Origin of the sequence: Streptomyces sp. PA03-5A (genome assembly GCF_033792725.1) — a bacterium.
Lineage (GTDB): Bacteria > Actinomycetota > Actinomycetes > Streptomycetales > Streptomycetaceae > Actinacidiphila.
Window position 1 is genome coordinate 38750 of record NZ_JARAVL010000024.1, and the last position, 23338, is coordinate 62087.

Annotated in this window: 19 protein-coding genes; 7 read left to right on the forward strand and 12 right to left on the reverse strand. The window is 73.7% G+C overall.

Annotated features, from left to right (window positions below):
- Window positions 1–41: 41 nt before the first annotated feature.
- Window positions 42–1697, reverse strand: coding sequence for a long-chain-fatty-acid--CoA ligase (locus tag PV410_RS27820; protein ID WP_500328434.1), 1656 nt, complete (start codon window positions 1695–1697; stop codon window positions 42–44).
- On the reverse strand, window positions 1694–2461 hold the full coding sequence (locus PV410_RS27825) for an SDR family oxidoreductase (RefSeq protein ID WP_500328436.1): 768 nt from the start codon (window positions 2459–2461) through the stop codon (window positions 1694–1696). Before PV410_RS27825 ends, PV410_RS27820 begins: the two co-directional genes overlap by 4 nt.
- A 181-nt stretch (window positions 2462–2642) precedes the next feature.
- Here PV410_RS27825 and PV410_RS27830 point away from each other — a divergent pair, with 181 nt between their 5' ends.
- Window positions 2643–3947: a lipase family protein gene (locus tag PV410_RS27830; protein ID WP_500328594.1), complete on the forward strand. Its 1305-nt coding sequence runs from the start codon at window positions 2643–2645 to the stop codon at window positions 3945–3947.
- Window positions 3948–3991: 44 nt separating this feature from the next.
- Here the strand turns inward: PV410_RS27830 and PV410_RS27835 are convergent, their stop codons facing one another.
- Window positions 3992–6739: a penicillin acylase family protein gene (locus PV410_RS27835; RefSeq protein WP_500328437.1), complete on the reverse strand. Its 2748-nt coding sequence runs from the start codon at window positions 6737–6739 to the stop codon at window positions 3992–3994.
- Between the two features lie 190 nt (window positions 6740–6929).
- Between PV410_RS27835 and PV410_RS27840 the strand changes: the two genes are divergently transcribed.
- Both PV410_RS27840 and PV410_RS27845 read left to right on the forward strand, forming a co-directional pair.
- Window positions 6930–7529 (forward strand): hypothetical protein, encoded by a 600-nt coding sequence (locus PV410_RS27840; RefSeq protein WP_499511009.1) that lies wholly within the window; start codon window positions 6930–6932, stop codon window positions 7527–7529.
- A 638-nt stretch (window positions 7530–8167) separates the two neighbouring features.
- Window positions 8168–9613 carry an amidase gene (locus tag PV410_RS27845; protein ID WP_500328439.1) on the forward strand — a complete coding sequence of 482 codons (1446 nt, stop codon included), beginning with the start codon at window positions 8168–8170 and terminating at the stop codon, window positions 9611–9613.
- Here the strand turns inward: PV410_RS27845 and soxR are convergent.
- Together soxR and PV410_RS27855 are read right to left on the reverse strand one after the other, a co-directional pair.
- Window positions 9546–10091, reverse strand: a complete 546-nt coding sequence (gene soxR / locus PV410_RS27850) for a redox-sensitive transcriptional activator SoxR (protein ID WP_500328440.1) — start codon at window positions 10089–10091, stop codon at window positions 9546–9548. The genes PV410_RS27845 and soxR overlap by 68 nt on opposite strands.
- Window positions 10092–10100: 9 nt before the next feature.
- Window positions 10101–11438: a glycosyltransferase 87 family protein gene (locus PV410_RS27855; protein WP_500328442.1), complete on the reverse strand. Its 1338-nt coding sequence runs from the start codon at window positions 11436–11438 to the stop codon at window positions 10101–10103.
- A gap of 126 nt (window positions 11439–11564) precedes the next feature.
- On the opposite strand from PV410_RS27855, the gene PV410_RS27860 reads away from it, so the two are divergent.
- Complete coding sequence (locus PV410_RS27860; protein ID WP_499511013.1) at window positions 11565–12026, forward strand: MaoC family dehydratase; 462 nt, start codon at window positions 11565–11567, stop codon at window positions 12024–12026.
- Here PV410_RS27860 and PV410_RS27865 read toward each other — a convergent pair.
- A complete protein-coding gene (locus tag PV410_RS27865) occupies window positions 12017–12649 on the reverse strand; it encodes a TetR/AcrR family transcriptional regulator (protein ID WP_500328444.1) in 633 nt (210 codons plus the stop codon). The genes PV410_RS27860 and PV410_RS27865 overlap by 10 nt on opposite strands.
- Window positions 12650–12720: 71 nt before the next feature.
- Complete coding sequence (locus tag PV410_RS27870) at window positions 12721–13872, reverse strand: acyl-CoA dehydrogenase family protein (protein ID WP_500328446.1); 1152 nt, start codon at window positions 13870–13872, stop codon at window positions 12721–12723.
- Between the two features lie 68 nt (window positions 13873–13940).
- Here PV410_RS27870 and PV410_RS27875 point away from each other — a divergent pair, with 68 nt between their 5' ends.
- Window positions 13941–14597, forward strand: a complete 657-nt coding sequence (locus PV410_RS27875; protein WP_500328448.1) for a TetR/AcrR family transcriptional regulator — start codon at window positions 13941–13943, stop codon at window positions 14595–14597.
- A 3-nt stretch (window positions 14598–14600) separates the two neighbouring features.
- On the opposite strand, the gene PV410_RS27880 is transcribed toward PV410_RS27875, so the two are convergent.
- The 5 genes from PV410_RS27880 to PV410_RS27900 all read right to left on the reverse strand — a co-directional run bounded on the left by PV410_RS27880 (window position 14601) and on the right by PV410_RS27900 (window position 21178).
- The gene (locus PV410_RS27880; protein ID WP_500328450.1) at window positions 14601–14906 is read right to left on the reverse strand and encodes a hypothetical protein; all 306 of its coding nucleotides are present in this window, start codon (window positions 14904–14906) and stop codon (window positions 14601–14603) included.
- Between the two features lie 677 nt (window positions 14907–15583).
- Entirely contained in the window at window positions 15584–16666 is a 1083-nt protein-coding gene (locus PV410_RS27885) for a zinc-binding dehydrogenase (RefSeq protein WP_500328452.1), read from the reverse strand.
- Window positions 16667–16683: 17 nt separating this feature from the next.
- Window positions 16684–18078 carry an aldehyde dehydrogenase family protein gene (locus PV410_RS27890; RefSeq protein ID WP_500328454.1) on the reverse strand — a complete coding sequence of 465 codons (1395 nt, stop codon included), beginning with the start codon at window positions 18076–18078 and terminating at the stop codon, window positions 16684–16686.
- Between the two features lie 88 nt (window positions 18079–18166).
- Window positions 18167–20401, reverse strand: a complete 2235-nt coding sequence (locus PV410_RS27895; RefSeq protein WP_500328455.1) for a molybdopterin oxidoreductase family protein — start codon at window positions 20399–20401, stop codon at window positions 18167–18169.
- Between the two features lie 81 nt (window positions 20402–20482).
- Window positions 20483–21178: a TetR/AcrR family transcriptional regulator gene (locus tag PV410_RS27900; protein ID WP_500328457.1), complete on the reverse strand. Its 696-nt coding sequence runs from the start codon at window positions 21176–21178 to the stop codon at window positions 20483–20485.
- A gap of 66 nt (window positions 21179–21244) precedes the next feature.
- Here PV410_RS27900 and hmgA point away from each other — a divergent pair, with 66 nt between their 5' ends.
- Both hmgA and PV410_RS27910 read left to right on the forward strand, forming a co-directional pair.
- Window positions 21245–22573 (forward strand): homogentisate 1,2-dioxygenase, encoded by a 1329-nt coding sequence (hmgA, locus tag PV410_RS27905; RefSeq protein ID WP_500328459.1) that lies wholly within the window; start codon window positions 21245–21247, stop codon window positions 22571–22573.
- The gene (locus PV410_RS27910) at window positions 22570–23331 is read left to right on the forward strand and encodes a GntR family transcriptional regulator (RefSeq protein ID WP_500328461.1); all 762 of its coding nucleotides are present in this window, start codon (window positions 22570–22572) and stop codon (window positions 23329–23331) included. Before hmgA ends, PV410_RS27910 begins: the two co-directional genes overlap by 4 nt.
- Window positions 23332–23338: the final 7 nt, after the last annotated feature.

The window sequence follows — 23338 nt, forward strand, 5'->3', positions numbered from 1 at the left end:
CGTACCGGTGCGCCCGGACAGCATACCGACCGGTATGTGACTCAATCCCGCCGTGCGCGCAGCTCCCTGCGGAGGATCTTGCCGCTCGACGTCTTGGGCAGCTCGGGCAGGACCTCGATCTCGCGGGGGTACTTGTACGCCGCGAGGTGCTCCCTGCAGTACCCGATCAGCTCGGCCGGGTCCGCCGCGGCCCCCGGCCGGAGGCTGACGAAGGCCTTCACCGACTCGCCCCGGTAGGCGTCGGGGACCCCGACCACGGCCGCCTCGCGCACGGCGGGGTGCGTGTACAGGACGTCCTCGACCTCGCGCGGCCACACCTTGAAGCCGGACGCGTTGATCATGTCCTTCTTGCGGTCGACGACGTAGAGCCAGCCCTCCTCGTCCATGAAGCCGATGTCGCCGGTGCGCAGCTCGCCGCCGGGCAGGGCCTCCTGCGAGGCCTCGGGCCGGTTCCAGTAGCCCGGTACGACCATGGGCCCGCGGACGGCGATCTCCCCGTGCTCGCCGAAGGGCACGTCGGCGCCCTTGTCGTCGACGATGCGCACCAGCGTGCCGGGGCCGGGGACGCCGACCGAGAGCGTCCCGGAGACCGGGTCGACCGGGGCCTCCAGACCGGCCGGGACGCTGGCGCAGGGCGCGGTGCACTCGGTGAGGCCGTATCCGTTGCGCAGGTAGTGGCCGAAGCGGTCGCGGAAGGCGGCGACCAGCGCGGGCGGCACAGGGGCGCCGCCGGAGTAGAGCAGGTGGAAGGAGGAGAAGTCCTCGGCGGTGGCGTCGGGCCGGGCCATGAGCGCCATGTAGGCGGTGGAGGGGCCGACCATGTACGCCGGACGGTGCTCGCGCAGCGCGTCGAGGACGACGCCCGGCTCGAAGCGATGGGCCAGTGCCACGGTGGAGCCCGCGGCGAGGCCGGCGGCCAGCTGGCAGACCATGCCGGTGATGTGGAACAGCGGGGCGAGCGCGAAGAGCGTGGCGCCGTCGGGCAGGACGCTGTGCGCGCGCTGCCGGTCGGCGTTGTAGCTGATGTTGCCGTGGGTGTTCATCGCGCCCTTGGGGACGCCGCTGGTGCCCGAGGTGTAACTGATCAGCGCGATGTCGCCGGCGGTCAGGCCGGGGTCGGGCAGCGCCGGTCCTGCGGTGCCCGCGCGGGCGGCGGCGAGCAGGTCCTCCGCGTCGTCCGCCGGTGTGCGCCGCTCCGGCAGGACGCGCGCGTCGTTCCGGGTCTGCAGGTCGAGTTCACTGGTCGTCAGCGGGATCCGCACCGGTGAACCGGCCGCGGTCCGGCGGACGTGCGTGTCCCAGGCGCGGTCGGAGCAGACCAGGGCGGTCACCCCGGCGTCCTCCAGTACGTGGGCGAGTTCACGCTCCTTGTACATGGGGTTGACGGGCACGACCGTACCGCCGGCCTTCCAGGCGCCGAGCAGGGCGACGGCGAACTGCGGCACGTTCTGCAGGGCGATCGCCAGCCGGTCGCCGCGCGCGAAGCCGCGGGCGGCCAGGCGCCGGGCGAGCCCATCGGACAGTTCGTCGAGCGCGCGGTAGGTCAGCCGGCCGTCGAAGTACGCGAGCGCGGTGCGGCCGGGGACGCGGGCGACGACCTCGCGGAACGCGTGCAGCAGGGTGACCGGCGGGTCGGGGAGGGTGTGCAGCTCCTCGGCGAAGTGCCGCAGCCAGGGCTTGCCGTCGTACGGGCTCACGCGTCGCGGCCCTCCTCCAGCTTCCGCTGCACCCGGTTCATGCCGTCGATCCAGCGGTCGGTGTCCCCGGCGCGGGCGGTGTAGTAGGCGCCCGCCTCGGGGTGCGGCAGGATCAGGAAGCGCTCGTCGGCGATGCCCTGGAACACGGCCTCGGCGACGTCCTCCGGCTCGATGGCGGTGGGGGCGAGCACGAGGTCGCCGGCGTGCCCTGCCGCGCGCAGCATGTCGGTGCGCACCCCCTGCGGGCAGACGGCGTGGACGCGCACGCCCCGGTGGCGGTAGGTGACGGCGAGCCACTCGGCGAAGGCGAGCGCGCCGTGCTTGGTGACCGAGTAGGGGGCGTCGCCGACCATCGTCAGCAGCCCGGCGGCGGAGACGGTGGCGATGAAGCGGCCCTCGCCGCGCTCCAGCCACTCCGGGAGCAGCGCGCGGGCGGCGCGCACGTGCGCCATGACGTTGACGTCCCAGACCCGTTCCCAGACGGCGTCGTCGGCCTCGGCCCCGGCCATGGCGCCGATGCCGGCGTTGGCGCAGAACACGTCGATGCCCCCGCCGAGCGCCGCGCGGGCCGGCTCGACGACCGCCGAGGCGTCGCCGGGGACGCAGATGCCGCCGATCTCGTCCGCGACGGTCTTGGCGGCGTCCTCGTCCAGGTCGTTGACGACGACGCGCGCGCCGTGCGCCGCGAATCTCCGGGCCAGCGCCGCCCCGATCCCGCCTCCGGCACCGGTGACCACCACCCGGGCATCGCGCAGCGCTTCCATCGCGTCTCCTTCGGCTCGGAACGGCTCCCGTCGGCATACTAAGCGGTCGGTCAGACCTTGGGAAGGGCGCGCCGCGCGGGTGCCGGAATTCCCCTCGCGCGGTGTATGGCCGCATCCCCGCCGGATTGGGATGATGCGACCGCATCGGTCCGGGCGAGCCAGGGGGACGGTCATGCCGGAAATGAGTGTCGAGCCGTACTGGGAGCTGACCTTCGACGCGGACGGCGATCCCGACCGGGCACAGCGCGACCGGCTCACCGCGGGCGTCGGCGCGAAGGGCCTCACCGACCTGCTGGTCTTCTCGCACGGCTGGAACAGCGACCGCTCCGGCGCGACCAGCCTCTACGACCGTTTCCTCGCCCCCGTCCCCGGACTGCTCGCCGGCCGCGCCCGGCCCGGCACGGTCATCGGCTACGCGGGCGTGCTGTGGCCCTCCATGCGCTTCTCCGACGAGCCGATCCCCGACTTCGACGCCCTCCTGCCCGGCCCGGAACCGCGGCGGCCCGAGCCGGCGCTCGACGCGGCCACCCGTGACGCGCTCGTGGCGGTCTTCCCCGGCCACGAGGACGAGATCCGCCGGATCGCCGAACTGCTGGAGGAACGCCCCGACGGCGAGGAGCCGTTCGCGGAGTTCGCCGCCCTGGTGCGGCAGCTGACCGGGGTGCCGCCGCAGGCCGTGGCGGGGCTGTGCGCGGACGACACCTCCGACGCGGCGCCGGGGGCCGAACCGGCCGTCCTGTGCGGCGACCCCGTGGCCGCCTGCGAGGAGTACGCGGCGGCCCTGGAGGGCGGCACCGGGCTGCCGCTGGCGGGCGGCGGCTGGACGCGGCTGTGGAACGGCGCCAAGGAGATGCTGCGCCAGGCGACGTACTACGCGATGAAGCGGCGGGCCGGGACGGTGGGCGAGCGCGGACTGGGCCCCCTCCTGGGCCGGCTCGCGCGGGCCCACCCCTCGCTCTCCGTCCACCTGGTCGGCCACAGCTTCGGCGGCCGGCTGGTCTCCTACGCGCTGCGCGGACTGCCCGACGGGGTACGCGCCGTGAAGTCGGTGACCCTGCTCCAGGGCGCCTTCTCGCACTACGCGTTCGCGTCACGGCTCCCCCACGACGGGGCCCACGGCGGCGCGTTGAGCGCCGCCCGGCTCAAGGTGGCAGGTCCGGTGGTGTCCTGCTACTCCCGCCACGACACGGCGCTCGGCACGATGTACCCGATCGCCTCCCGGCTGGCGGGTGACGACCAGGGGTTCGGGCCCGACCTCGGCGACCGCTGGGGCGCGACGGGCCACGACGGCATCAAGGCGGTCGACGACACCATGGACGTGCCGCTGGCCGAGGCGCTGCGGGGGGCGTTCCCCCGGGCCGGGTGCGTGAGCGTGGACGCCTCGGCCGTGGTGCGCCGAGGGGGGCCGCCCTCCGGGGCGCACAGCGACATCTGCCACCCCGAGCTGGCGCGGATCGTGTTGCGCGCGGGCCGGCTCCTGGCCTGAGGCCGTGGGCCGGGCGCCGGCCCGCGCGGGCCGTGCACGACGGGTCAGCGGTGGGCGGGGAACTCCACGACCTGCTGGTAGGTCGGGCGGTTCTGCCAGCTGATCTTGCCGTGCTTGATGCCGCCGAGGGTGCGGTGGATGACCGTGTCGGCGCACCACTGGTCGCCGGCCGAGCAGTTCTCGTCACCCGGGTACACCTGGGCAGCGGTCCTGGCGGCGGCCTGCTTGAGGGTGCCGCTCAGCACGTCCCGGCAGGCCGCGAGGTCGCCGCCGCCGCAGTACGGGCGCGCCAGGCCGCCCTGCACGGGTTCGCCGAGCACCGTCCGTATGTCCTTGTCGACATAGGACCACCAGCCGTACTGGAAGGAGCTGCCGGCGTGCGACCCGGTCGGGCCGTGCCCGGCCGAGGGCGCCTCGTCGACGGTGAGGTTGGCGGTCAGCGCCGCGTACAGCTCGCTCCCCAGGCCCGGTTCGAACTCGGCCTGGACCAGCAGCGGCCACCACGCGTCCATGATCCGCACCGCGTCGGCGTTGGCGTAGGCGTGCGAACCCGGCGAGGTCTCCCGGCGCTTGGCGCCGGCGGTCGCCCAGTCGGAGAGCTTGGTGACGGCCGCGGACACCGCGGGGTCGGAGACCGTGCCGCTGCGCAGCACCTTGAGCAGGTCGGGCAGCACGTCCTCGCCGCGCAGGTCGGTCAGGGCCGCGTCGGCCATCGCCCTGGTCAGCTGGGCCCGCGTGACCCCGCCTGCCGCGACCAGCTTCTTCACCCGGTCGTCCAGGAGGTTGCCGCGGTGCACCGAGCCGTTGCCGAACCCGGCCGCGTCGTAGTCCTTGGCCTGCCGGTTGTTCCAGGAGACGTAGTAGTCCTGGCCGACGGACTGCGGGTGCTCCGAGGCGGGCGTGTAGTCGGCGGTGTTGTGGGCGGGGTCGAAACCGCGCCACTCGTAGGCGGGCTCGGCCAGGACCGGGAAGGTCGGGTCGACGTCCGCGGCCCGCACCGGATTGGCGCCGCTGTTGAAGTAGGCCGCCTGCCGGGAGTCGGCGTAGAACCAGTTGAAGGTGTAGTTGATGTGCTGGACGGCCTGCTGGAAGGAGGCCGCGTCGGTGACGGCGGCCGGGTCGTTGAGCATCTGGAAGCCGACGACCGAGTCGGCCTCGTGCATGTAGGAGCTGCGCAGCGACACGTAGGCGACCTTCTTGCCGCCGATCGTGGCACGGTGCGTCACCGGGCCGTACTCGGTGCGGTAGATCTGCATCCGGTAGGAACCGGCCGCGGTGCCGTCGGCGGTCGTCGGCTTCCAGGAGTTGCTGCGCTCCAGCTTCTCCATGGCCGTGCAGGTGCCGCGGTGGAGGTAGTGGACGTCGTCCTGGCAGAGCTCCACCGTGTAGGTGTCGGTGATGTCCTGGGCCGAGGTGGTCGCGCTCCACGCGTAGTCCTGGCCACGGCCCAGCTCCACGTACATGCTCAGCCCCGCGAAGGAGGCGCCGCGGGCGCTGATGCCGGGGCCCTGGATCTCCTGGAGCATCAGCAGCTGTGGCGCGAAGTAGCCGGTCTGCGGGCCGAAGACGGCGATCGGGTGGCCGCTCGCGGTGTGCGCGCCGCTGACCAGCAGCGCGTTGGACATGCCTCGGGTGCTGGCGGACAGGGCCGTGGTGGTGGCGCTCTTCGAGGCCGCGGACGCCTTCGCGGTGCCCGCGCTGCCGGTGCGGTCGTAGACCAGCGGCTCGACCGTCACGCTCCCGGCGTCGGGCAGCGCCCTCCCCTGCGGGTTCTCCGGCCGGACGGCGTACGGGAAGCTCCGGCCGTCGTGCACGGTCAGGGCCGCCTCGGGGTCGTTGCGCTCGCGGAAGGACTCCCAGACCCTGGTGCCCTCGGTGACCCCGTACTTCTGCTGGGCGGCCAGCAGGGACAGGGCGTTGGTCACCTCGCCACCGCCTCCGGTGCCGAACAGCGCACCGATCACGGACGCCAGGGCGATCAGGTCGGTGGACTTGAACCTCTCGATGGTGCCGGCGTTGGTGATGGCGTCCTTGTGGCCGGTCAGCACGTACTCACCGGGGAAGTAGCGGCCGCTGTCGGAGGCCGCGATGTAGGCGTTGATCCCGTCGACGTAGGCGTTGACGTCGGCCAGCGCCTGCCGGCCGCGCTCCCCGTTCTGCGTGGCGATCCAGTCGACCTGGGCCTGCAGGTCCTCCTCGGTGTACGGCGCGGCGCGCCAGAACTCCTGCTCCAGCCCCTGGTTCGCGGGGGCGCCGCCGGCGAAGGAGGTCAGCTGGCCGCGTCCCACGTGCCGGAACAGGTCCATCAGCCAGAGCCGGTCCTGCGCCGCGGCGTACCCGGCCCCGAACTCCGTCCCGTACCGGGTCGTGCCGGAGATGTGCGGCACCCCGGTCTTCTTGTCCCGGGTGATCGTCACGTCGCTGCGGGGCGAGGTCGTCGAGGCGACCTGCCCGGACGGGACGCCGAAGGAGGCGTCGTTGAAGAAGTTGTTGATCGTGGCGTCGGTGAGGTTCTGGTACCCGCCGGCCAGGTTCGCGTACGGCCCGAGCTGGTCCTCCGCGTGCTCCGGCTGGGTGCCGAAGATCTGGTTGAGCAGGATCTGGGCGAGGGTGGCGTTGCCGTTCTCACCCGGCGGCAGGATGTCCGAGCACCGCCCCTGGCAGTAGTCGGTGACGGGGGCGGCGTGCGCCGCCATGGGCAACGGGGCGACGAGGCTCGCACCCAGGGCGAGGACCGCCGCTGCGGCGGTCGTTCTGATTTTTGTCCTGAACCTGACAAATCTGGCTCGCATGACCACTCCTCACGAAGCGCGGTGTGACGCAGGTTACTTCGAAATATGACCCCCCGGTAAGATGAACATGCGTCACGTTTGAGCTACGCCATCCCGGCTGGAACTCGCCGCCCCGGGGATGGATCCGGAACGCCGTCCGTTACGTCCATTCGACAGCGATGCGACACCGACGACGGAGGTGGCACACACCATGGCCGGATTCCGGAGCCTCGCCAGACAGGTGCGCGATCCCCGGCGCTCCCCCACCCAGCGCCGCACCTACCTGCGCAGGTGCCTCGAGCGCTTCGCGCCGTACGGGCACCGCGCGACCTGGGACCACCTGTGCGCCGGCGCGGGGATCGCGCCCGACGACCGCGAGCCGGACCCGGTCCGGCTCGTCACGGCCCTCGCGGAACTGGAGGAGGCGCGAGCGGTCTGGCTCACCTACGAGGGGGAGTTCGCGGCCCGCCGCAAGGAGGAGAAGTTCTACGGCATCCGGCAGCCCGGCGCGCTCGACGACTGGCACCGGCGCACCTGGGGCGGCAACGGGGTCGCCTGGTGCGAGGACCCCCGCGTCCACCCCGACGACCGGCTGGCCGACGTACTGCGGCGCATCATCGCGGCGATCGACGCGGGGCCCGGTACGGGGTGCCCGGTCTGCGGCGAGTCGCACCTGCGGTGGCGGAACGGGCTCAACCACTACCCAGGGGCGGGGCCCGTGTGCGGGCGATGCGGGATCGTGGTCCCGCTCCCGGTCCTCTGCGAGGCCGCGCTCGCGGAGGCGCGCGGTGCGCTCGCCCCCACGGGGTGAGCCTGCGCGCGGTGCCCGGCTTGCGACCCGAGGTGCGTTCTGTGGGGCCTGGTTGTCGTGTGCGGCGCCGTTGTGGTTGCGGGCGGCTGCGCCTGCGGCGGGCATCCACCCGCCCGCCCTCCCGATTGCCCTGCGCGGTCAGTGCGGGCCTGCCCACCGTGTGCCTGGGTCGGGGCCGCGCCGGCGCACGTCCTCAGCGCTCGCGGTTTACCCCTGCAGTATTGGGCACCGGGTCCGCCGCTCGTCTCCCCCAGCCTTCGGCCGGGGGTACCCCCATGGGCGCACCCCGCCACACCCCCTCATGCCGGTTGGGGCGCATGACGGCCGGTGGGGGTTCAGTAGGCACCTGCGGCAACCCCGGACCCCTCACTGACCCCCCACCGGCCGTTGGTCGCCCGGCGATACGGAGGGGGCGGGGGAGTTGGGGGCAGCCCCGGCCGAAGGCTGGGGGAGGGAGGGCGGCGGGGAAACCGCCCGCCGCAGGCGGAGACAACCCGCACACGACAACCGGGCCCCACAGAGCGCACCCGGGAGCGCAAAGCGCACCGCGCGCCGCGCTACTGACACCCCCGCGGCCGTGGTGCGACGATGCCACCCCAGGCAACGCACACCCTCGCGCGACGGGACGGGACCGGCACATGGCGGAGCTGCACGATCTGACGGCGCTGGAGCAGGGGAAGGCGATCAAGGCCGGGGAGGTCTCCCCGACGGAACTCGCCGAGCACTATCTGGACCGCGTCGACCGGCACAACGACACCCTCGGGGCGTTCATCACCGTGACCCCGGAGATCGCCCGCAAGCAGGCCGCCGACGCCGAGTCGGAGGCGCTCGCGGCCCGCCGCGAGGACCGCCAAGGGCAGCTGTCGCCGCTGCACGGCGTCCCCGTTCCGGTCAAGGACCTCAACTTCGTGGCCGGCGTGCGCTGCACGCTCGGCTCGCAGGCGTACGCCGACCACGTGCCGGACGTCGACGACCACGTCGCCGCCAAGCTGCGCGCGGCCGGGACGGTCCTGCTGGGCAAGACCAACACCCCGGAGTTCGGGCTGCCCTGCTACACCGAGAACAAGCTCGCCCCACCCGCCCGCACCCCGTGGGACCTGGAGCGGTCCGCCGGCGGCTCCAGCGGCGGCGCGGCGGCCGCGGTCGCCGCGGGGCTGGCGCCGGTCGCGCAGGGCAGCGACGGCGGCGGCTCGATCCGCATACCCTCCTCCGTCTGCGGCCTGTTCGGCATCAAGCCCAGCCGCGGAAGGGTGAGCGCGGGCCCGGTGCAGCACGACGTCAGCGGTCTGAGCGGCAGCGGCCCGATAGCCCGTACGGTCGCGGACGCGGCGGCCCTGCTCGACGTCCTGGCGGGCCCGATGCCGGGCGACCCGTACAGCGCGCCGTCGTTGCCGCCCGGTGAGTCCTTCTCCTCGTACGTCACCCGTGAGCCGGGAACGCTGCGCGTGGTGGGGCTGCCGCAGCCCCCCGTGCCCGGGGTCGAACTGCACCCGGACTGCCGCGCCGCGTACGAGGGGACCGCGGAACTGCTGCGCGGGCTCGGCCACCAGGTGGACGAGATCGAACTGCCCGTCGACGACGCGATCCTGCACGCCTTCACCCGGGTGTGGGGCGTGATGGCCACCGTCTACCCGGTGGCGCCGGAGCAGGAGGAGCTGCTGATGCCGCTCACGCGGCACCTGCGTGCCGAGGGCGGCAAGGTGAGCGGCCCGGACTTCGCGGCGTCGCTGTACGCGTTCCGGGCGCTGGGGCAGCTGATCGCGGACGCGCTGCTGTCCTCGTACGACCTGGTGCTGACCCCGACGCTGGCACAGCCCCCGGCGTTCGTCGGGAGCGCGGGCCTGCGGGACGACGACGACCCGGCGGCGGAGTTCGCGGGGCTGGCCGCCTACACGCCGTTCACCCCGATCTTCAACGCGACCGGTCAGCCGGCCGTGAACGTGCCGCTGCACTGGACGGAGGAGGGGCTGCCGATCGGTGTGATGTTCGGCGGCCGTTACGGGGACGAGGCGACGCTCATCTCGCTGTCGGCGCAGCTGGAGGCGGCCCGTCCGTGGGCCGGCCGCAGGCCCGCGATCTGGTAGCGGGCGCGGGGCGCGGCGGCGGCTCCGTACCGAGCAGCCGCCGCGCGCCCGGTCCCTGGTCGCCGAGCGTGTCGCCGGGGTTGGACAGGGCGCAGCGGTCCAGGGAGAGGCAGCCGCAGCCGATGCAGTCGTCGAGGCTGTCCCGGAGGGCGGTGAGCCGGTCGATGCGGGCGTCGAGTTCGGCTCGCCAGCCCGCAGAGAGCCGGGCCCAGTCGGCCCGGTCCGGGGTGCGGCCCTCGGGCAGGCCGTCCAGCGCCTCGCGGATCGCGGCGAGTGGCATGCCGACCCGCTGCGAGGCCCGGATGAAGGCGACGCGGCGCAGGGTGTCGCGGGTATAGCGGCGCTGGTTGCCGGCTGTGCGGCGGCTGCGGATCAGGCCCTGGGCCTCGTAGTAGTGCAGCGCGGAGACGGCGGCCCCGCTGCGCCCGCTCAGCTGGCCGACGGTCAGTTCGCGGGGCTCGCCCGGGATCCTCGCCACGTGCCGACTCTACGGGAGCTCGGCGAGCCGCTTGCGGTGCGGAACACTCGTGCGCCACAGCCGTACGCAGGAGACGAGCGCGGCGGCGACCAGCAGCGCGTTGCGGACCGCGACGATGGCGGCGCCCTGCCAGGTGGCGGCGGTGACGTCCGTGAAGAACAGCGGGTAGTCGATCGTGGTGACGGCGGTGGCGAGCAGCACCAGCGCGGCGACCGGCCGTTGGGTGGTCTGCCGCACGGTGAGGCAGACCGCGCCGAGGCCGATCAGCCAGACCAGGTACTGGGGGCTGATGACCCGGCTGGTGACGGTGAACAGGAGCACGGCGGTGAGCGCCGCGTCGTACGGAGTGGCCGGGGTCCAACGGGCCGCCCTCACGCGCCACATCAGCAGCCACACCAGGGCGACCCCGGTGAGCAGCAGGGAGGCGGTGGTGATCTCGGCGACGTACGGGCCGGTGAACTCCAGCGACCCGTAGTGCGCGACCACGCGCCCCGGCCAGCCGAACATCTCGGCGACGTGCAGGAAGGTGCCGCCGAGGGACTCGATCTCGACCCCGCGGTGGTGCTGTGCGGACAGGAAGCCGAGGGCGCCGCGGAACGCGGTGCACAGCACCAGCAGCAGCCCGCCCGCGGACAGGGCGAGCGCGGTCCAGGTCTGCCGGGTGGTCCGGCCGCGCGGGGTGCCGAGCACGGTCAGCACGGGCCAGAGCTTGATCAGGGCGGCGAGTCCGGCGAGCGCGCCGCCGAGCCGCGGCCGCGCGGGCAGCGCGAGCAGCGCGCCGACCGCGACGACGGTGACCATCAGGTCGTACCGGGCGTAGGGCAGCTGCATCAGCAGCGGCAGGGCGAGCGCCCACAGCCACGCACCGGCCGTGCTGCGTCCGGGCCGGCCGGTCCCGGCCCGCAGCAGGAGGACCAGGACGACGGCGTCGGCGGCGAGCGACAGCAGGACGAAGCCCTGCAGGTAGCTGAGCCCGGGCAGCAGCGCCGGGGCGAGCATCACCAGCGCGGCCCCGGGCGGGTACTGCCAGGTCACGTCGCCCACGGGGAAGGTCCCGTGCGCGAAGCCCTCGCTCCAGTGGCGGTAGAGGAAGTGCACCTCGCGGGCGATGTCGCCCTGCCCGCTGCGCAGCAGGGCCAGCATGACCACCCGGCTGGCGAGCCAGTAGACGGCGAGGGCGAGCCAGCTCTGGGGCCAGGTCGCGGGGCGCAGCAGGACGGTGCGGACGGCCGCCGGGGAAGGGGTGCCGCCGCCGCTTCGGACCTCCACCGGGTGCCAGTCGGACGGGCTGGTCTCCGTGGGGGCCTCGGCCACTTCCGTCTCCTCCACCGGCGCGAACAGGGGCATACGGAGATGAAAGATAGTCACAAACCGGATGAACGGCCCTTGATACGCGCCGGGTGCGGGGCGTTGACACGGATCCTCCGCGGAGACCATGCTGAGCAAGCGCTTGGACAGTACGGGAGGCATGACATGGGACAGCCCAGGATCTTCACCTCGGTCGGCGAACTGAAGGACGCCATCGGGGAGGACCTCGGGACGACCGGCTGGCTGGAGGTCGACCAGAAGCGGATCGACCTGTTCGCGGACGCCACCGGGGACCACCAGTGGATCCACGTGGATCCGCAGAAGGCGGCCGAGGGCCCCTTCGGCACCACCATCGCGCACGGCTACCTGACGCTGTCGCTGATCCCGTCCCTCACCCCGGAGCTGCTGCGGGTCGAGGGCGTGAAGATGGGCGTCAACTACGGCGTGAACAAGGTCCGTTTCCCCTCCCCCGTGCCGGTCGGCTCACGGCTGCGGGCCGGCGGCCGGATCGCCGAGGTGAGCGAGGTCCCCGGCGGCGCCCAGCTCGTCGTGGCGATCACCGTGGAGCGGGAGGGCGGCGACAAGCCGGTGTGCGTGGCCGAGACGGTCGTCCGCTTCTACCTCTGACGGGGCGCGTACCCGACCATGCGCAGGGCGAGATCGGCGTACAGCGCGCCGATCTCGTCCGGCGTCCTGCGCCCGCCGGGGTTGAACCAGCGGGCCACGTCGATGCAGAGCGACAGCAGCGCGACGGTGGTCCCGGAGACGTCCGGCACGTCGAAGTCCCCGGCCTGCACGCCGTCGTGGATGACCGAGCGGACCGCGGCCTCGCTCTCCCGGCGCAGCTCCACCACCTCGGTGTAGTGCTCGGGGCCGAGCGCGCCGAGCTCGTACTGCACGACGCGGCCGGTGGTGTGGTGCTCCGCGTGCCAGCGGACGAAGGAGCGCACGGCCGTGGCCAGCCGTTCGGCGGGGCCGCCCGCGCCGTCCGCGGCGTCCTGGAGCAGCCCGAGGGAGAGCCGGTGCCCGACCACGCTGATCTGGTAGAGCAGCTCTTCCTTGGTCTTGTAGTGGATGTAGAGCGCCGCGGGGCTCATGCCGGCCCGGCCCGCGATGTCGCGCGTGGTCGTCGCGTGGTAGCCGCGCTCCGCGAACGCCTCGACCGCGGCGATCACCAGCCGCCTGGCGGCATCAGGGGTGATGCCGGTCCACGCCTCGGTCCGCTCCGACTGCTCCGCCTCCACGTCCATGGCGGACACCCTACATGGACGCTGAGCAAGCGCTTAGATACCGAGCGGTCGGTCGGCGCCGGCCGGCCCCGTCAGAAGGCCGCGATCCCCGTCAGCTCCCGGCCGATCAGCAGTTTCTGGATCTGGCTCGTGCCCTCGTAGAGGGTCATCACGCGGGCGTCCCGCAGCAGCTTGCCCACGGGGTACTCGTCGATGTAGCCGTAGCCGCCGAACACCTGCAGCGCGTTGTTGGCACAGCGCACCGCCGCCTCGCTCGCGAAGAGCTTCGCCTTGGACGACTCCGCCGCGAAGGGCCGGCCCCGGTCGATGAGGTCGGCGACCCGCCAGGTCAGCAGCCGGGCCGCGTCCACGTCCAGGGCGATGTCCGCGAGCAGTTCCTGCACCAGCTGGTGCGCGGCGATCGGCTTGCCGAACTGCACGCGGTCCTTGGCGTAGCCCACGGCCGCGTCCAGCGCCGCCTGCGCGATGCCCACGCACCCGGCGGCGACCGACATGCGGCCCTTGGCCAGGGCGGACATCGCCACCGAGAAGCCCTTCCCCTCGGGCCCGAGCATCGCCGAGGCCGGCACGCGCACGTCCTCCAGCACCAGCTCCGCCGTGGCCTGGCCGCGCAGCCCCAGCTTCCCGTGCACCTCGTGCCGGGTGAGGCCGGGGGTGCCGGTGGGCACGAGGAAGGCGCTGACGCCCTTGTGGCCGGGGAGGTCGTTGGTGCGGGCGAAGAGCAGGACCACGTCCGCCCAGGTGCCGTTCGTGATGAACATCTTGGCGCCGTTGATCACGTAGTCGCCGCCCTCGCGCCGGGCCCGCGTGGTCAGGCTGCCCGCGTCCGACCCGGTGCCGGGCTCGGTCAGCCCGAAGCAGCCCACCGCCTCGCCGGAGGCCAGCCGGGGCAGCCAGGCCCGCTTCTGCTCCTCCGTGCCCCAGTGGGCGACGGACTTCGCCACCAGCCCGAGCGAGACGGAGACGATCCCGCGCACGGACGAGTCACCGCGCCCCAGCTCCTCGGTGACCAGGCAGTACGCCAGGTGGTCGCCGCCCGAGCCGCCGTACTCCTCCGGGATGGTCAGCCCGAGGAAGCCCACGGCACCCAGCTTCTTGACGATGCCCCGGTCCACGCCCTCCGCCCGGTCCCACGCGGCCGCGTGCGGCACGATCTCGCGCTCGGCGAACTCGGCGGCCAGCGCGCGGACCGCGGCCTGCTCCTCGGACAGCTCAAGATTCACGGCGCACCTCGGTTCGGCTTTAAATTATCACTGCTAGTTTCCTGGCGGCAGCCTCTACTATGTGCCGCATGGCCCGCCCCCGCAAGCCCCTGCTCAGCCGAGAACGCATCGTCGCCACGGCACTCGCGCTCGTGGACGGGGAGGGACTGCAGGCCGTCTCCACGCGCCGTCTCGCGGCGGAGCTCGGCGTCAGCGGGCCAAGCCTCTACAACCACTTCACGACCAAGGACGGGATCCTGGACGCGGTCGCCGACGCGGTCGTCGGCGAGGTCGACCTCTCCATGTTCGACGACGGCCGCGACTGGCGCGACGCCCTGGTCGCCTGGGCCCGCTCCTACCGCGCCGCGCTCGCCGCCCACCCGCAGATCGTCCCGTTCCTCGCGCAGGGCCCGGGCCGCCGTCCGGCGGGCCTGCGCATGGCCGACGCGGTCTTCGGCGGCATGACCGCCGCCGGCTGGCCCCCGGCCCACGCCACCCGCGTGGGCGCGCTCATGCGGTACTTCGTGGCGGGCTCGGCGCTGGGGTCCTTCGCGCGCGGGTTCGTCGACGACCCGTCGGCGTACGACCCGGCGGACTACCCGCACCTCGGGCAGGCCCACCTGCTCGCGCAGCGGCAGGCGCAGGTGGACGAGGGCGCCTTCGAGACGGGCCTGCGCGCCCTCGTCGACGGCCTCGCGGTGCAGTTCGCTGCGCTCGACCGGGCACCGGCCCCCGAGGCCCAGTAGGCCTCACAGCTCGCAGGGGGCGGCGAAGCAGACGGGATGCGTGCGCCAGTCGTCGCCGGTGTCCACGCCGCCGCCGTAGCCGTCCCCGTCGTGGTCACCGCGGCCCGGGTCCCAGTTACCCCCGTCCCAGCCGTCGGACCCGATCGAGCCGCCGGAACCGTCCTGGCTCATGTCGTCGGTGTGGAGGAGCGTCGAGTACGACCCGGAATCATCGGCGAACGCGGTCGTGGGCAGCAGCGCGCCTCCCGTCACGAAGGCGGAGGCGGCGGCGAGCGCGAAGAAGCGGCGGGTCAAGATCTTGTGCGGCATGGGAGTTCCCCTCGGGCGGGGGCCGCCTGTGCGGCCCGCGTATCTGGACTCCCTCCAGTAGGCGGTGCGTGCCCGCTCCCGGTCACGCCCCTTCATTTCGTGGCTTGACACGGTTGGGGCGTCCATGTGCGGGTGCGGCGCAGTTGTGGTTGCGGTTGCGGTTTCTCCCCCGCCCGTCCTCCCGATTGCCCGGCGCGGTCAGTGCGGGCCGGCGCTCTGTTCGTCTGGGGTCGGGGCCGCGCCGGCGCACGTCCTCAGCGCTCGCGGTTTGGCCCGACATCGTTCGGTGCCCGGGTCCGCCGCTCGTCTCCCCCAGCCTTCGGCCGGGGGGACCCCCATGGGCGCACCCCGCCACACCCCCACCCACGAGTTGGGGCGACTGACGGCCGGTGGGGGGTCAGTAGGGCACTTGCGGCAACCCCGGACCGCCTTCTCACCCCGTCCGGCCGTTAGTCGCCCATACGGCTGGAGGGGGTGTGGCGGGGTGCCCACATGGGGGTCCCCCCGGCCGAAGGCTGGGGGCGTGCGCCGGCGCGGCACCAACCCCACAACGACCGCGCGAGGCGGTCACTGACCGCGCCGGATGGGGGTCCCCCCGGCCGAAGGCTGGGGGAGGGCGGGCGGACGGGTGGACGCCCGCCGCAGGCGCAAACGACCCACGGACGGCGACGAACCGGTCAGAAGACGACCAGCGCCCGCCCGCCCCTCCCCGAAAGCATCGCCGAGAACGCCCCCGGAATCCCCTCCAGCCCGATCCGCTCCGTGACCATCGCCGACAGGTCGAGCCGCCCCGCCCGCACGTGCTCCGCCAGCACCGGCAGGTCCCGCGCCGGGTCGCTGTTCCCGTACACGCACCCGGAGAGCGTGCGCCCGAAGTGGAAGAGCTCCAGCGCGGAGAAGGAGACCAGGTCCCCCTTCCCGCCGATGCCCACCACCGTCGTGCGCCCGCCGCGCCGCGTCGAGGACCACGCGGAGCGGATCGTCTCGCCGCGCCCCACGCACTCGATGGCGACGTCCGCCCCGTGCCCGTCGGTCAGCGCGCGGATGCGCTTCGCGACGTCCTCCCCCGCGAGGAGGAACTCCGTGGCGCCCGCGGCCCGCGCCAGGGCCTCCTTCTCCGGGGAGACGTCGACGGCCACGACGGCGCCCGCCCCCGCGATGCGGGCGGCCTGGAGGACGGCGAGGCCGACGCCCCCGACACCGAAGACCGCGACGGACTCCCCGGGGCGCACCCCGGCGCTGTGGTGGACCGCCCCGTAGCCGGTGAGCACGGCGCACCCGAGGAGCGCGGCCTCGGTGAGCGGCACCCCGTCCGGGAGGGGCAGCACCGCGGCCGCCGGGACCACGGTCTCCTCGGCGAACGCGGCCGTCCCGAGCCCCGGGTAGAGCTCGTCCCCGCCGCCCACGAGCTTGGCGTAGGGCACGCCCGCCGCCGCGCCCGCGGCGGCGCACAGCCAGGGCTCGCCGAGCCCGCAGTAGTGGCAGGCGCCGCAGGAGGGCGCCCAGTTGAGGATGACGGGGTCGCCCGGCGTCACGCCCGTGACGCCCTCGCCCACGGAGACGACCGTGCCGGCGCCCTCGTGCCCGAGGACGGCGGGCACGGGCTGCCGCAGCGTCCCGTTGGACAGGGACAGGTCGGAGTGGCACACCCCGGCCGCGGCGAGCCTGACCCGTACCTGGCCCGGCCCGGGTTCGGGCAGGTCGATCTCGGCGAGGGTCAGGGGCGCGTTGACGGCGGGCAGTACGGCGGCGCGGACCACGGTGTTTTCTCCTGCGCTCAGAACTGGAGGGACTTGGTCTGGAGGTATTCGGTGAGGCCGTGCGGGCCGAGCTCGCGCCCGACACCGGACTGCTTGTACCCGCCGAACGGGGCCAGCGGGTTGAAGCGGCCGCCGTTGATGTCGACCTGGCCGGTGTCCATGCGCCGGGCGAAGGCGACGGCCGCCGCCTCGTCGGCCGCCCAGACCGCCCCGGCGAGGCCGTAGACGGTGCCGTTGGCGATGCGCAGCGCGTCCTCCTCGTCCTCGTACGCCAGGATCGACAGGACGGGGCCGAAGATCTCCTCCTGGGCGATCGTCATCTCCGGGGTGACGTCCGCGAAGACGGTGGGGCTGACCCAGTAGCCGCGCTCCCGGGGGGCCTCGGTGCCGCCGGCCACGAGGCGGGCGCCCTCCTCGACGCCCTTGGCGATGTAGCCGCGGACGCGCTCGTGCTGCTTGGCGTTGACGACGGGGCCGATGCGCTCGCCGGGCACGTACTTGGCGGCGGCCGTCACGGCGAGGGCCACCGCCTCCTCGTACCGGTCCCGGTGGACGAGCATCCGGGTCCAGGCGCTGCACGTCTGGCCGCTGTTGGACATGACGTTGGCGACGCCGACGTTGACGGCCTTGGCGAGGTCCGCGCCCGGGAGGATGACGTTGGCGGACTTGCCGCCGAGTTCCAGGGCGACGCGCTTGACGGCGGCGCCCGCGGTCGCGGCGATCTGCCGGCCGACGGCGGTGGATCCGGTGAAGGAGACCAGGTCGACGCCTTCGTGGGCGGCCAGGGCCTGTCCGGCGACCGGGCCGAGACCCGTGACGAGGTTGAACACGCCCGCGGGCACGCCCGCTTCGTGGACGGCCTCGGCGAAGAGCTGGGCGACCAGCGGGGTGTCCTCGGCGGGCTTGAGGACGACCGTGCAGCCGGCGGCGAGCGCGGGGGCGACCTTGGCGACGATCTGGTGGAGCGGGTAGTTCCAGGGGGTGATCGCGCCGACCACTCCGACGGGCTCGTGGAGGACGGTGGAGTTGCCGATCCGCTCCTCGAAGGCGTGGCCGGCGGCGAGTTCGGCGTACGAGCCGGCGACCGCGACCGGGAGCCCCGCGTGGACCGCCTGGCTGAACGGCAGCGGCGCGCCCAGTTCGGCGGTGACGGTCTCGGCGATCTCGTCGCGGCGCGCTGCGAGGGTGTCGCGCAGCGCGGCGATCCGGGCGGCCCGTTCGGCGGGCGGCGTGGCGGCCCAGCCGGGGAACGCGGCCCGGGCGGCGCTGACCGCCGCGTCGACGTCGGCGGCGGTGCCCGCGGGCACGGTGGCGAACACCTGCTCGTCGGCGGGGTTGACGACGTCGATCGTCTCCGTGCCGGCGGCGGGCCGCCATTCGCCGTCGATGTACATCCCGTCGTGCGGCTTCATCCCTTGTCCTCCCGGGCGGACCTGCCGTGGCCCGCCCAAACTAGCGCCGATAGTTTTCCGTTTCCAGGGCGGCACCCCGTGCGGTGGGTCACGCCGGGGCAACCTGGACGGGGAATCCGTTGAGGACGGCCGTGCCCGACAGCGGGTCGAGCAGGGTGCCGTCGAGCAACTGGTTGAGGTTGGCGCCCGGTTCACGGGACGCGACCGTCAGCCGGGTGCCCGCGCGGTCGTGGCCCCAGCCGTGCGGCAGGCTCACCACGCCGGGCCGCACCGCGTCCGTGATCTCGACCGGGGCCTCGATCTCGCCGCCGTCGCCCTTGATGCGGGCGGGCGCCGCGTCGGTGAGGCCGAGGCGGGTGGCGTCCTCGGGGTGCACCTGGAGGGTGCAGCGGTTGCTCCCGCCGGTGAGCGCGGGCACGTTGTGCATCCAGCTGTTGTTGGAGCGCAGGTGGCGGCGGCCGATGAGGACCAGCCCGTCCCCGGACCTGCCGGTGACCGCCGCCAGCAGCCGGGGCACGTCGGCGGTGAGCGGCGCGGGCGCCAGTTCGATCGTGCCGGAGACGGTGCGCAGCACCTCGGGGACGCGGGGGCGCAGCGGGCCGAGGTCGATGCCGTGCGGCCGGTCGAGGAGGCTGCGCAGGGTGAGGCCGTCGGGGTCGGCGCCGAAGCCGTCGCCGTACGGGCCGAGCCGCAGCATCATGTCGAGCCGCCGCTCGTAGCCGGTGCCTCCGGTGAGCACGGCGGCCAGTTCGGCGGGGTCGCGGCCGTGGACCGCGGAGTGCGGGTCGGCGGTCTCCTTGGCCAGGCGGTGGGTGACGGCCTGCTCGTCGACGAGCGCGGGGTCGGCCTCCGGGCCGAAGCCGCCGAGGAGGAGGGCGAGCCGGGCCAGGATCTCCGGCTCCCCGGGCCTGCCGTCCTCCAGGGGGATGGCGGGCGGGCTGTAGCGGGCGTTGTTGCGCACGGAGAAGTTGCCGAACGCGAAGTCGTAGTGGGCGCTGCGCGACGGCGGGGGCGGCGGCAGGACGGCGTCCGCGTGGCGGGTGGTCTCGTTGAGGTACGGGTCGACGCTGACCATGAAGTCCAGCCCCGCCAGGGCCCGGTCGAGGCGGGCCCCGTCGGGGGCGGACAGCACGGGGTTGCCCGCGATGGTGACCAGGGCGCGCAGTTGCCCGTCGCCGGGGGTGTCGATCTCCTCGGCGAGTGCGGCGGCGGGCAGTTCGGAGGCGACCTCCGGGTGGCCGGAGACCCGGCTGCGCCAGCGGCCGGTGGTGAATCCCCGGCCGGGGCCGGCCGGGCGCGGGGCGCGTGCCGTGGCCGGCAACGGGAACATCGCACCGCCGGGGCGGTCGAGGTTGCCGGTCAGGATGTTGAGGACGTCGATCAGCCAGCTGGCGAGGGTGCCGAAGCGTACGGCGGTGCTGCCCAGGCGTCCGTAGACGGCGGCGCTGGGGGCGGCGGCCAGGTCGCGGGCGAGGGAGCGGATGAGCTCGGCGGGGACGTCGCAGTACGGGGCGACCGCCTCGGGGGTGAAGTCGCGGGCCAGTGCGCGGACCTCGTCGACGCCGGTGACGTGGCCTTCGAGGTGGCCGAGGCCGGTGAGCCCCTCCTCGAACAGCACGTGGACGACGGCGAAGAGCAGCGCGGCGTCGGTGCCGGGGCGCGGGGCGATGTGGAGGTCGGCGCGTTCGGCGGTGCGGGTGCGCTTGGGGTCGATGACGGTGAGTCTGCCGCCGCGGCGACGCAGCGCCTTGAGCTTGCCGGGGAAGTCGGCGGCGGTGGCGAGGCTGCCGTTGGACACCAGGGGGTTGCCGCCGATGACGACCAGGTGGTCGGTGCGGTCCAGGTCGGGCACGGGGACGGCGAGCGCGTCCCCGTAGAGGTGGCCGCACGCGGCCTGCTTGGGCATCTGGTCCAGGGTGCTGGCGGAGAACAGCGCGCGGGTGCCGAGGGCACGGATGACCGTCGGCGGGTAGAGGCCGCCGGCGATGGTGTGCACGTTGGGGTTGCCCAGGTAGACGCCGGTCGCCGCGGTGCCGTGGGTCGCGCGGACGCGGGCGAAGCCCTCGTCGACGGCCGCGTACGCCTCGGCCCAGGTGGCCTCGGTGAGCACGCCGTCGCGGCGCACGAGCGGGCGGGTCAGCCGGTCGGGGTCGCCGTCGACCTCGCCGAAGGAGGCGCCCTTGGGGCAGATGAAGCCCGCGCTGAAGACGTCGTCGCGGTCGCCGCGGGCGCCGGTGACCCGGTCCGCGTCGATGGTCAGGGTCAGTCCGCACGTGGCCTCGCACAGCGGACAGATACGCAGGGCGGTACGACTGCTGGCCATCGGGCCTCCCGGGGCAAGGACGCTTCCTCGTGTGCGGTCACCATACCGACCGGTATGCATGTCGGGATAGCACTCGCGGCGCTACGGCTCCAGAACGCCTGCGAGGTACGCGCGGAGCAGCACCTTCGTCTCGGCGATGAGCGAGGCGTCGCCCTGCGGCTCGGCGCGGAAGGCCATCTTGAGCAGGGCGTCGGCGGCCTCCACGCCCACCACGAAGGCGGTCCGCAGTCGCCGGTCGTCGGTCACGGCCACGCCGGCGGCGCCGAGCGGGGCGATGAGCAGGGCCCGCAGCCGGTCGGCGACCAGGTGGTTGGCCAGGTCGTTCACGGCGGGGCCGGGAGCCGGGCCGGCGAAGCTGACGAGGGCGAAGCCGGGCACGGTGCGCCGCATGGCGACGTACTGGTCGACGACGACGTCGATCAGGCGGCGCCAGTCCCCGGGGCCGCCGGGGGCCGTGCCACCCGGGGCCGCGTGGCCGGGGGCCGGGCCGAGGGCGTCGAGGGCGTCGAGGCGGTCGGTGACCCCGGCGAGGTACTTGTCGAGGTTGCGGCGGGCGAGGGCGTCCGCCATGGCGCGCTTGTTGGAGAAGAAGCGGTAGACCGAGCCGATCGGCACGCCCGCGCGGGCGGCCACGTCCCGCGTGCTCAGCTCCTCGTAGCCGCCCTCGTCGAGGATCGCCGCGGCCGCGTCGAGGATCCGGGCGAAGCGTTCGGCGCTGCGCTGCTGGACGGGTACGCGCCGGAGACCGTTGCCGCTGCTGTGCACGAGGTCCATCATGCCGGTTTTCCACAGGGACAGGCCGATCCCTTGCGGGGTTGATTCCTATGGACAACCATAGGAATCGTGACCAGCACAGAGATCGCCAGCACAGAGATCCAGGCCGGCAGGGACCTCGCCTACCTCCCCGGCTTCGGCAACGAGCACATGAGCGAGGCGGTCCCCGGAGCGGTTCCGGTCGGCCGCAACTCACCGCAGCGCGCCCCGCTCGGCCTCTACGCGGAGCAGCTGAGCGGCACCGCCTTCACCGAGCCGCGGCATCACAACCGCCGCTCGTGGCTGTACCGCATCCGCCCCTCGGCGGCCCATCCGCCGTTCCGCCGCATCACCAACGGGCGGCTGCGCAGCGCGCCCTTCACGCAGGCCGAGCCCGATCCCAACCGGCTGCGCTGGAGCCCGCTGCCGCTGCCGCAGGAGCCGGCCGACTTCGTGGACGGCCTGGTCACCGTCGGCGGCAACGGTGACGTGCTGCGCCGCGAGGGCATCGGCATCCACTGGTACGCGGCCAACCGCTCCATGGCCGACCGGGTGTTCTCCTCCTCCGACGGCGAGCTGCTGATCGTGCCGGAGCGCGGCCGGCTGCTGATCCGTACCGAACTGGGCGTCCTGGCCGCCGGGCCGGGCCACGTGGCGCTGGTGCCGCGCGGGGTGCGCTTCCGCGTCGAGCTGCCGGACGGGGAGGCGCGCGGCTACGTCTGCGAGAACTACGGCCAGTCCTTCCGGCTGCCCGACCTCGGCCCGATCGGCGCCAACGGCCTGGCCAACGCGCGGGACTTCATGGCGCCGGTCGCGGCGTACGAGGACCGCGAGGAACCGGTGGAGGTGGTGAACAAGTTCGGCGGCAACCTGTGGGCCGCCGAGTACGGCCACTCCCCGCTCGACGTCGTCGGCTGGCACGGCAACCTGGTGCCCTACGTCTACGACCTGCGGCGCTTCAACGTGCTCGGCTCGGTCAGCTACGACCACCCCGATCCGTCGATCTACACCGTGCTGACCTCGCCCTCCGACACCCCGGGCCTGGCCAACGCCGACTTCGTGGTCTTCGCGCCGCGCTGGCTGGTCGGCGAGGACACCTTCCGCCCGCCGTACTTCCACCGGAACGTGATGAGCGAGTTCATGGGGCTCGTCGAGGGCGCGTACGACGCCAAGGCGGAGGGCTTCGTCCCCGGCGGGGCGTCGCTGCACAACATGATGTCGGCGCACGGCCCGGACCGGACCACCTTCGACAAGGCGAGCGCCGCCGAGCTGGTCCCGCAGAAGGTGGACGACGGGCTGGCCTTCATGTTCGAGACGCGCTGGCCGGTGGTGGCGACCCCGGAAGCGCTGGGGGCGGAGCACCTGCAGCGGGACTACGACGGCGTGTGGCGGGGGCTTGAGCGACACTTCAGGCCATGACGACGAGCCCGAGCAGCACCTTCGCCCCCGACTCGCTGGTCCTGAACCGCAAACTCCCCTTGTGGTACCAGGTCTCGCAGTCCCTGCGCGCCTCGATACTCGGCCGTCGTCCGGACGCCCCGCTGCGGCTGCCGACCGAGGACGCGCTGGCAGGGCACTACGGCGTCAGCGTGCTCACGATGCGGCAGGCGCTGAAGGAGCTGGAGGAGGAGGGGCTGATCAGCCGCCACCGGCGGCGCGGCACGTTCATCGAACCGGCCGCACGGCGCGGGGCACCGGTGCGGCTGCTGGGCTCGGTCGACGCGATCGTCGCCCAGCAGTCCGGGGACCGCACCAGCGTGCTCGGCCACGGCCCGGCGCCCGTGCCGCAGGAGTACGCCGAGTACTTCCCCGGGCTGCCGGAGGCCGTCGCCTACCGCCGGCTGCGCTGCGACGAGTCGGGTGAGCCCACCAACTGGGCGGAGAACTTCGTCCTGCCGGAACTGGCCGCCCGGATCGACCTCGCGGACCTGGCGCGCTGGCCGATGACGAAGGTGCTCCGGGACGCCCTCGGGGTTCGGATCAGCCGCATCACCGACACCGTCGAGGCGCGGCTGGCCGACCCGGACACCGCCCGGCTGCTGCAGGTGCCCCTGCTCAGCCCGATCCTGCACTACACGGGGGTGACCTACGACGACACGGGCCGCGCGGTCGACGTGGTGCGCATCCGCTACCGGGGCGACCGCTTCTCCTTCACCGTGACCGTGGAGGCACCCTGAGGGGCGT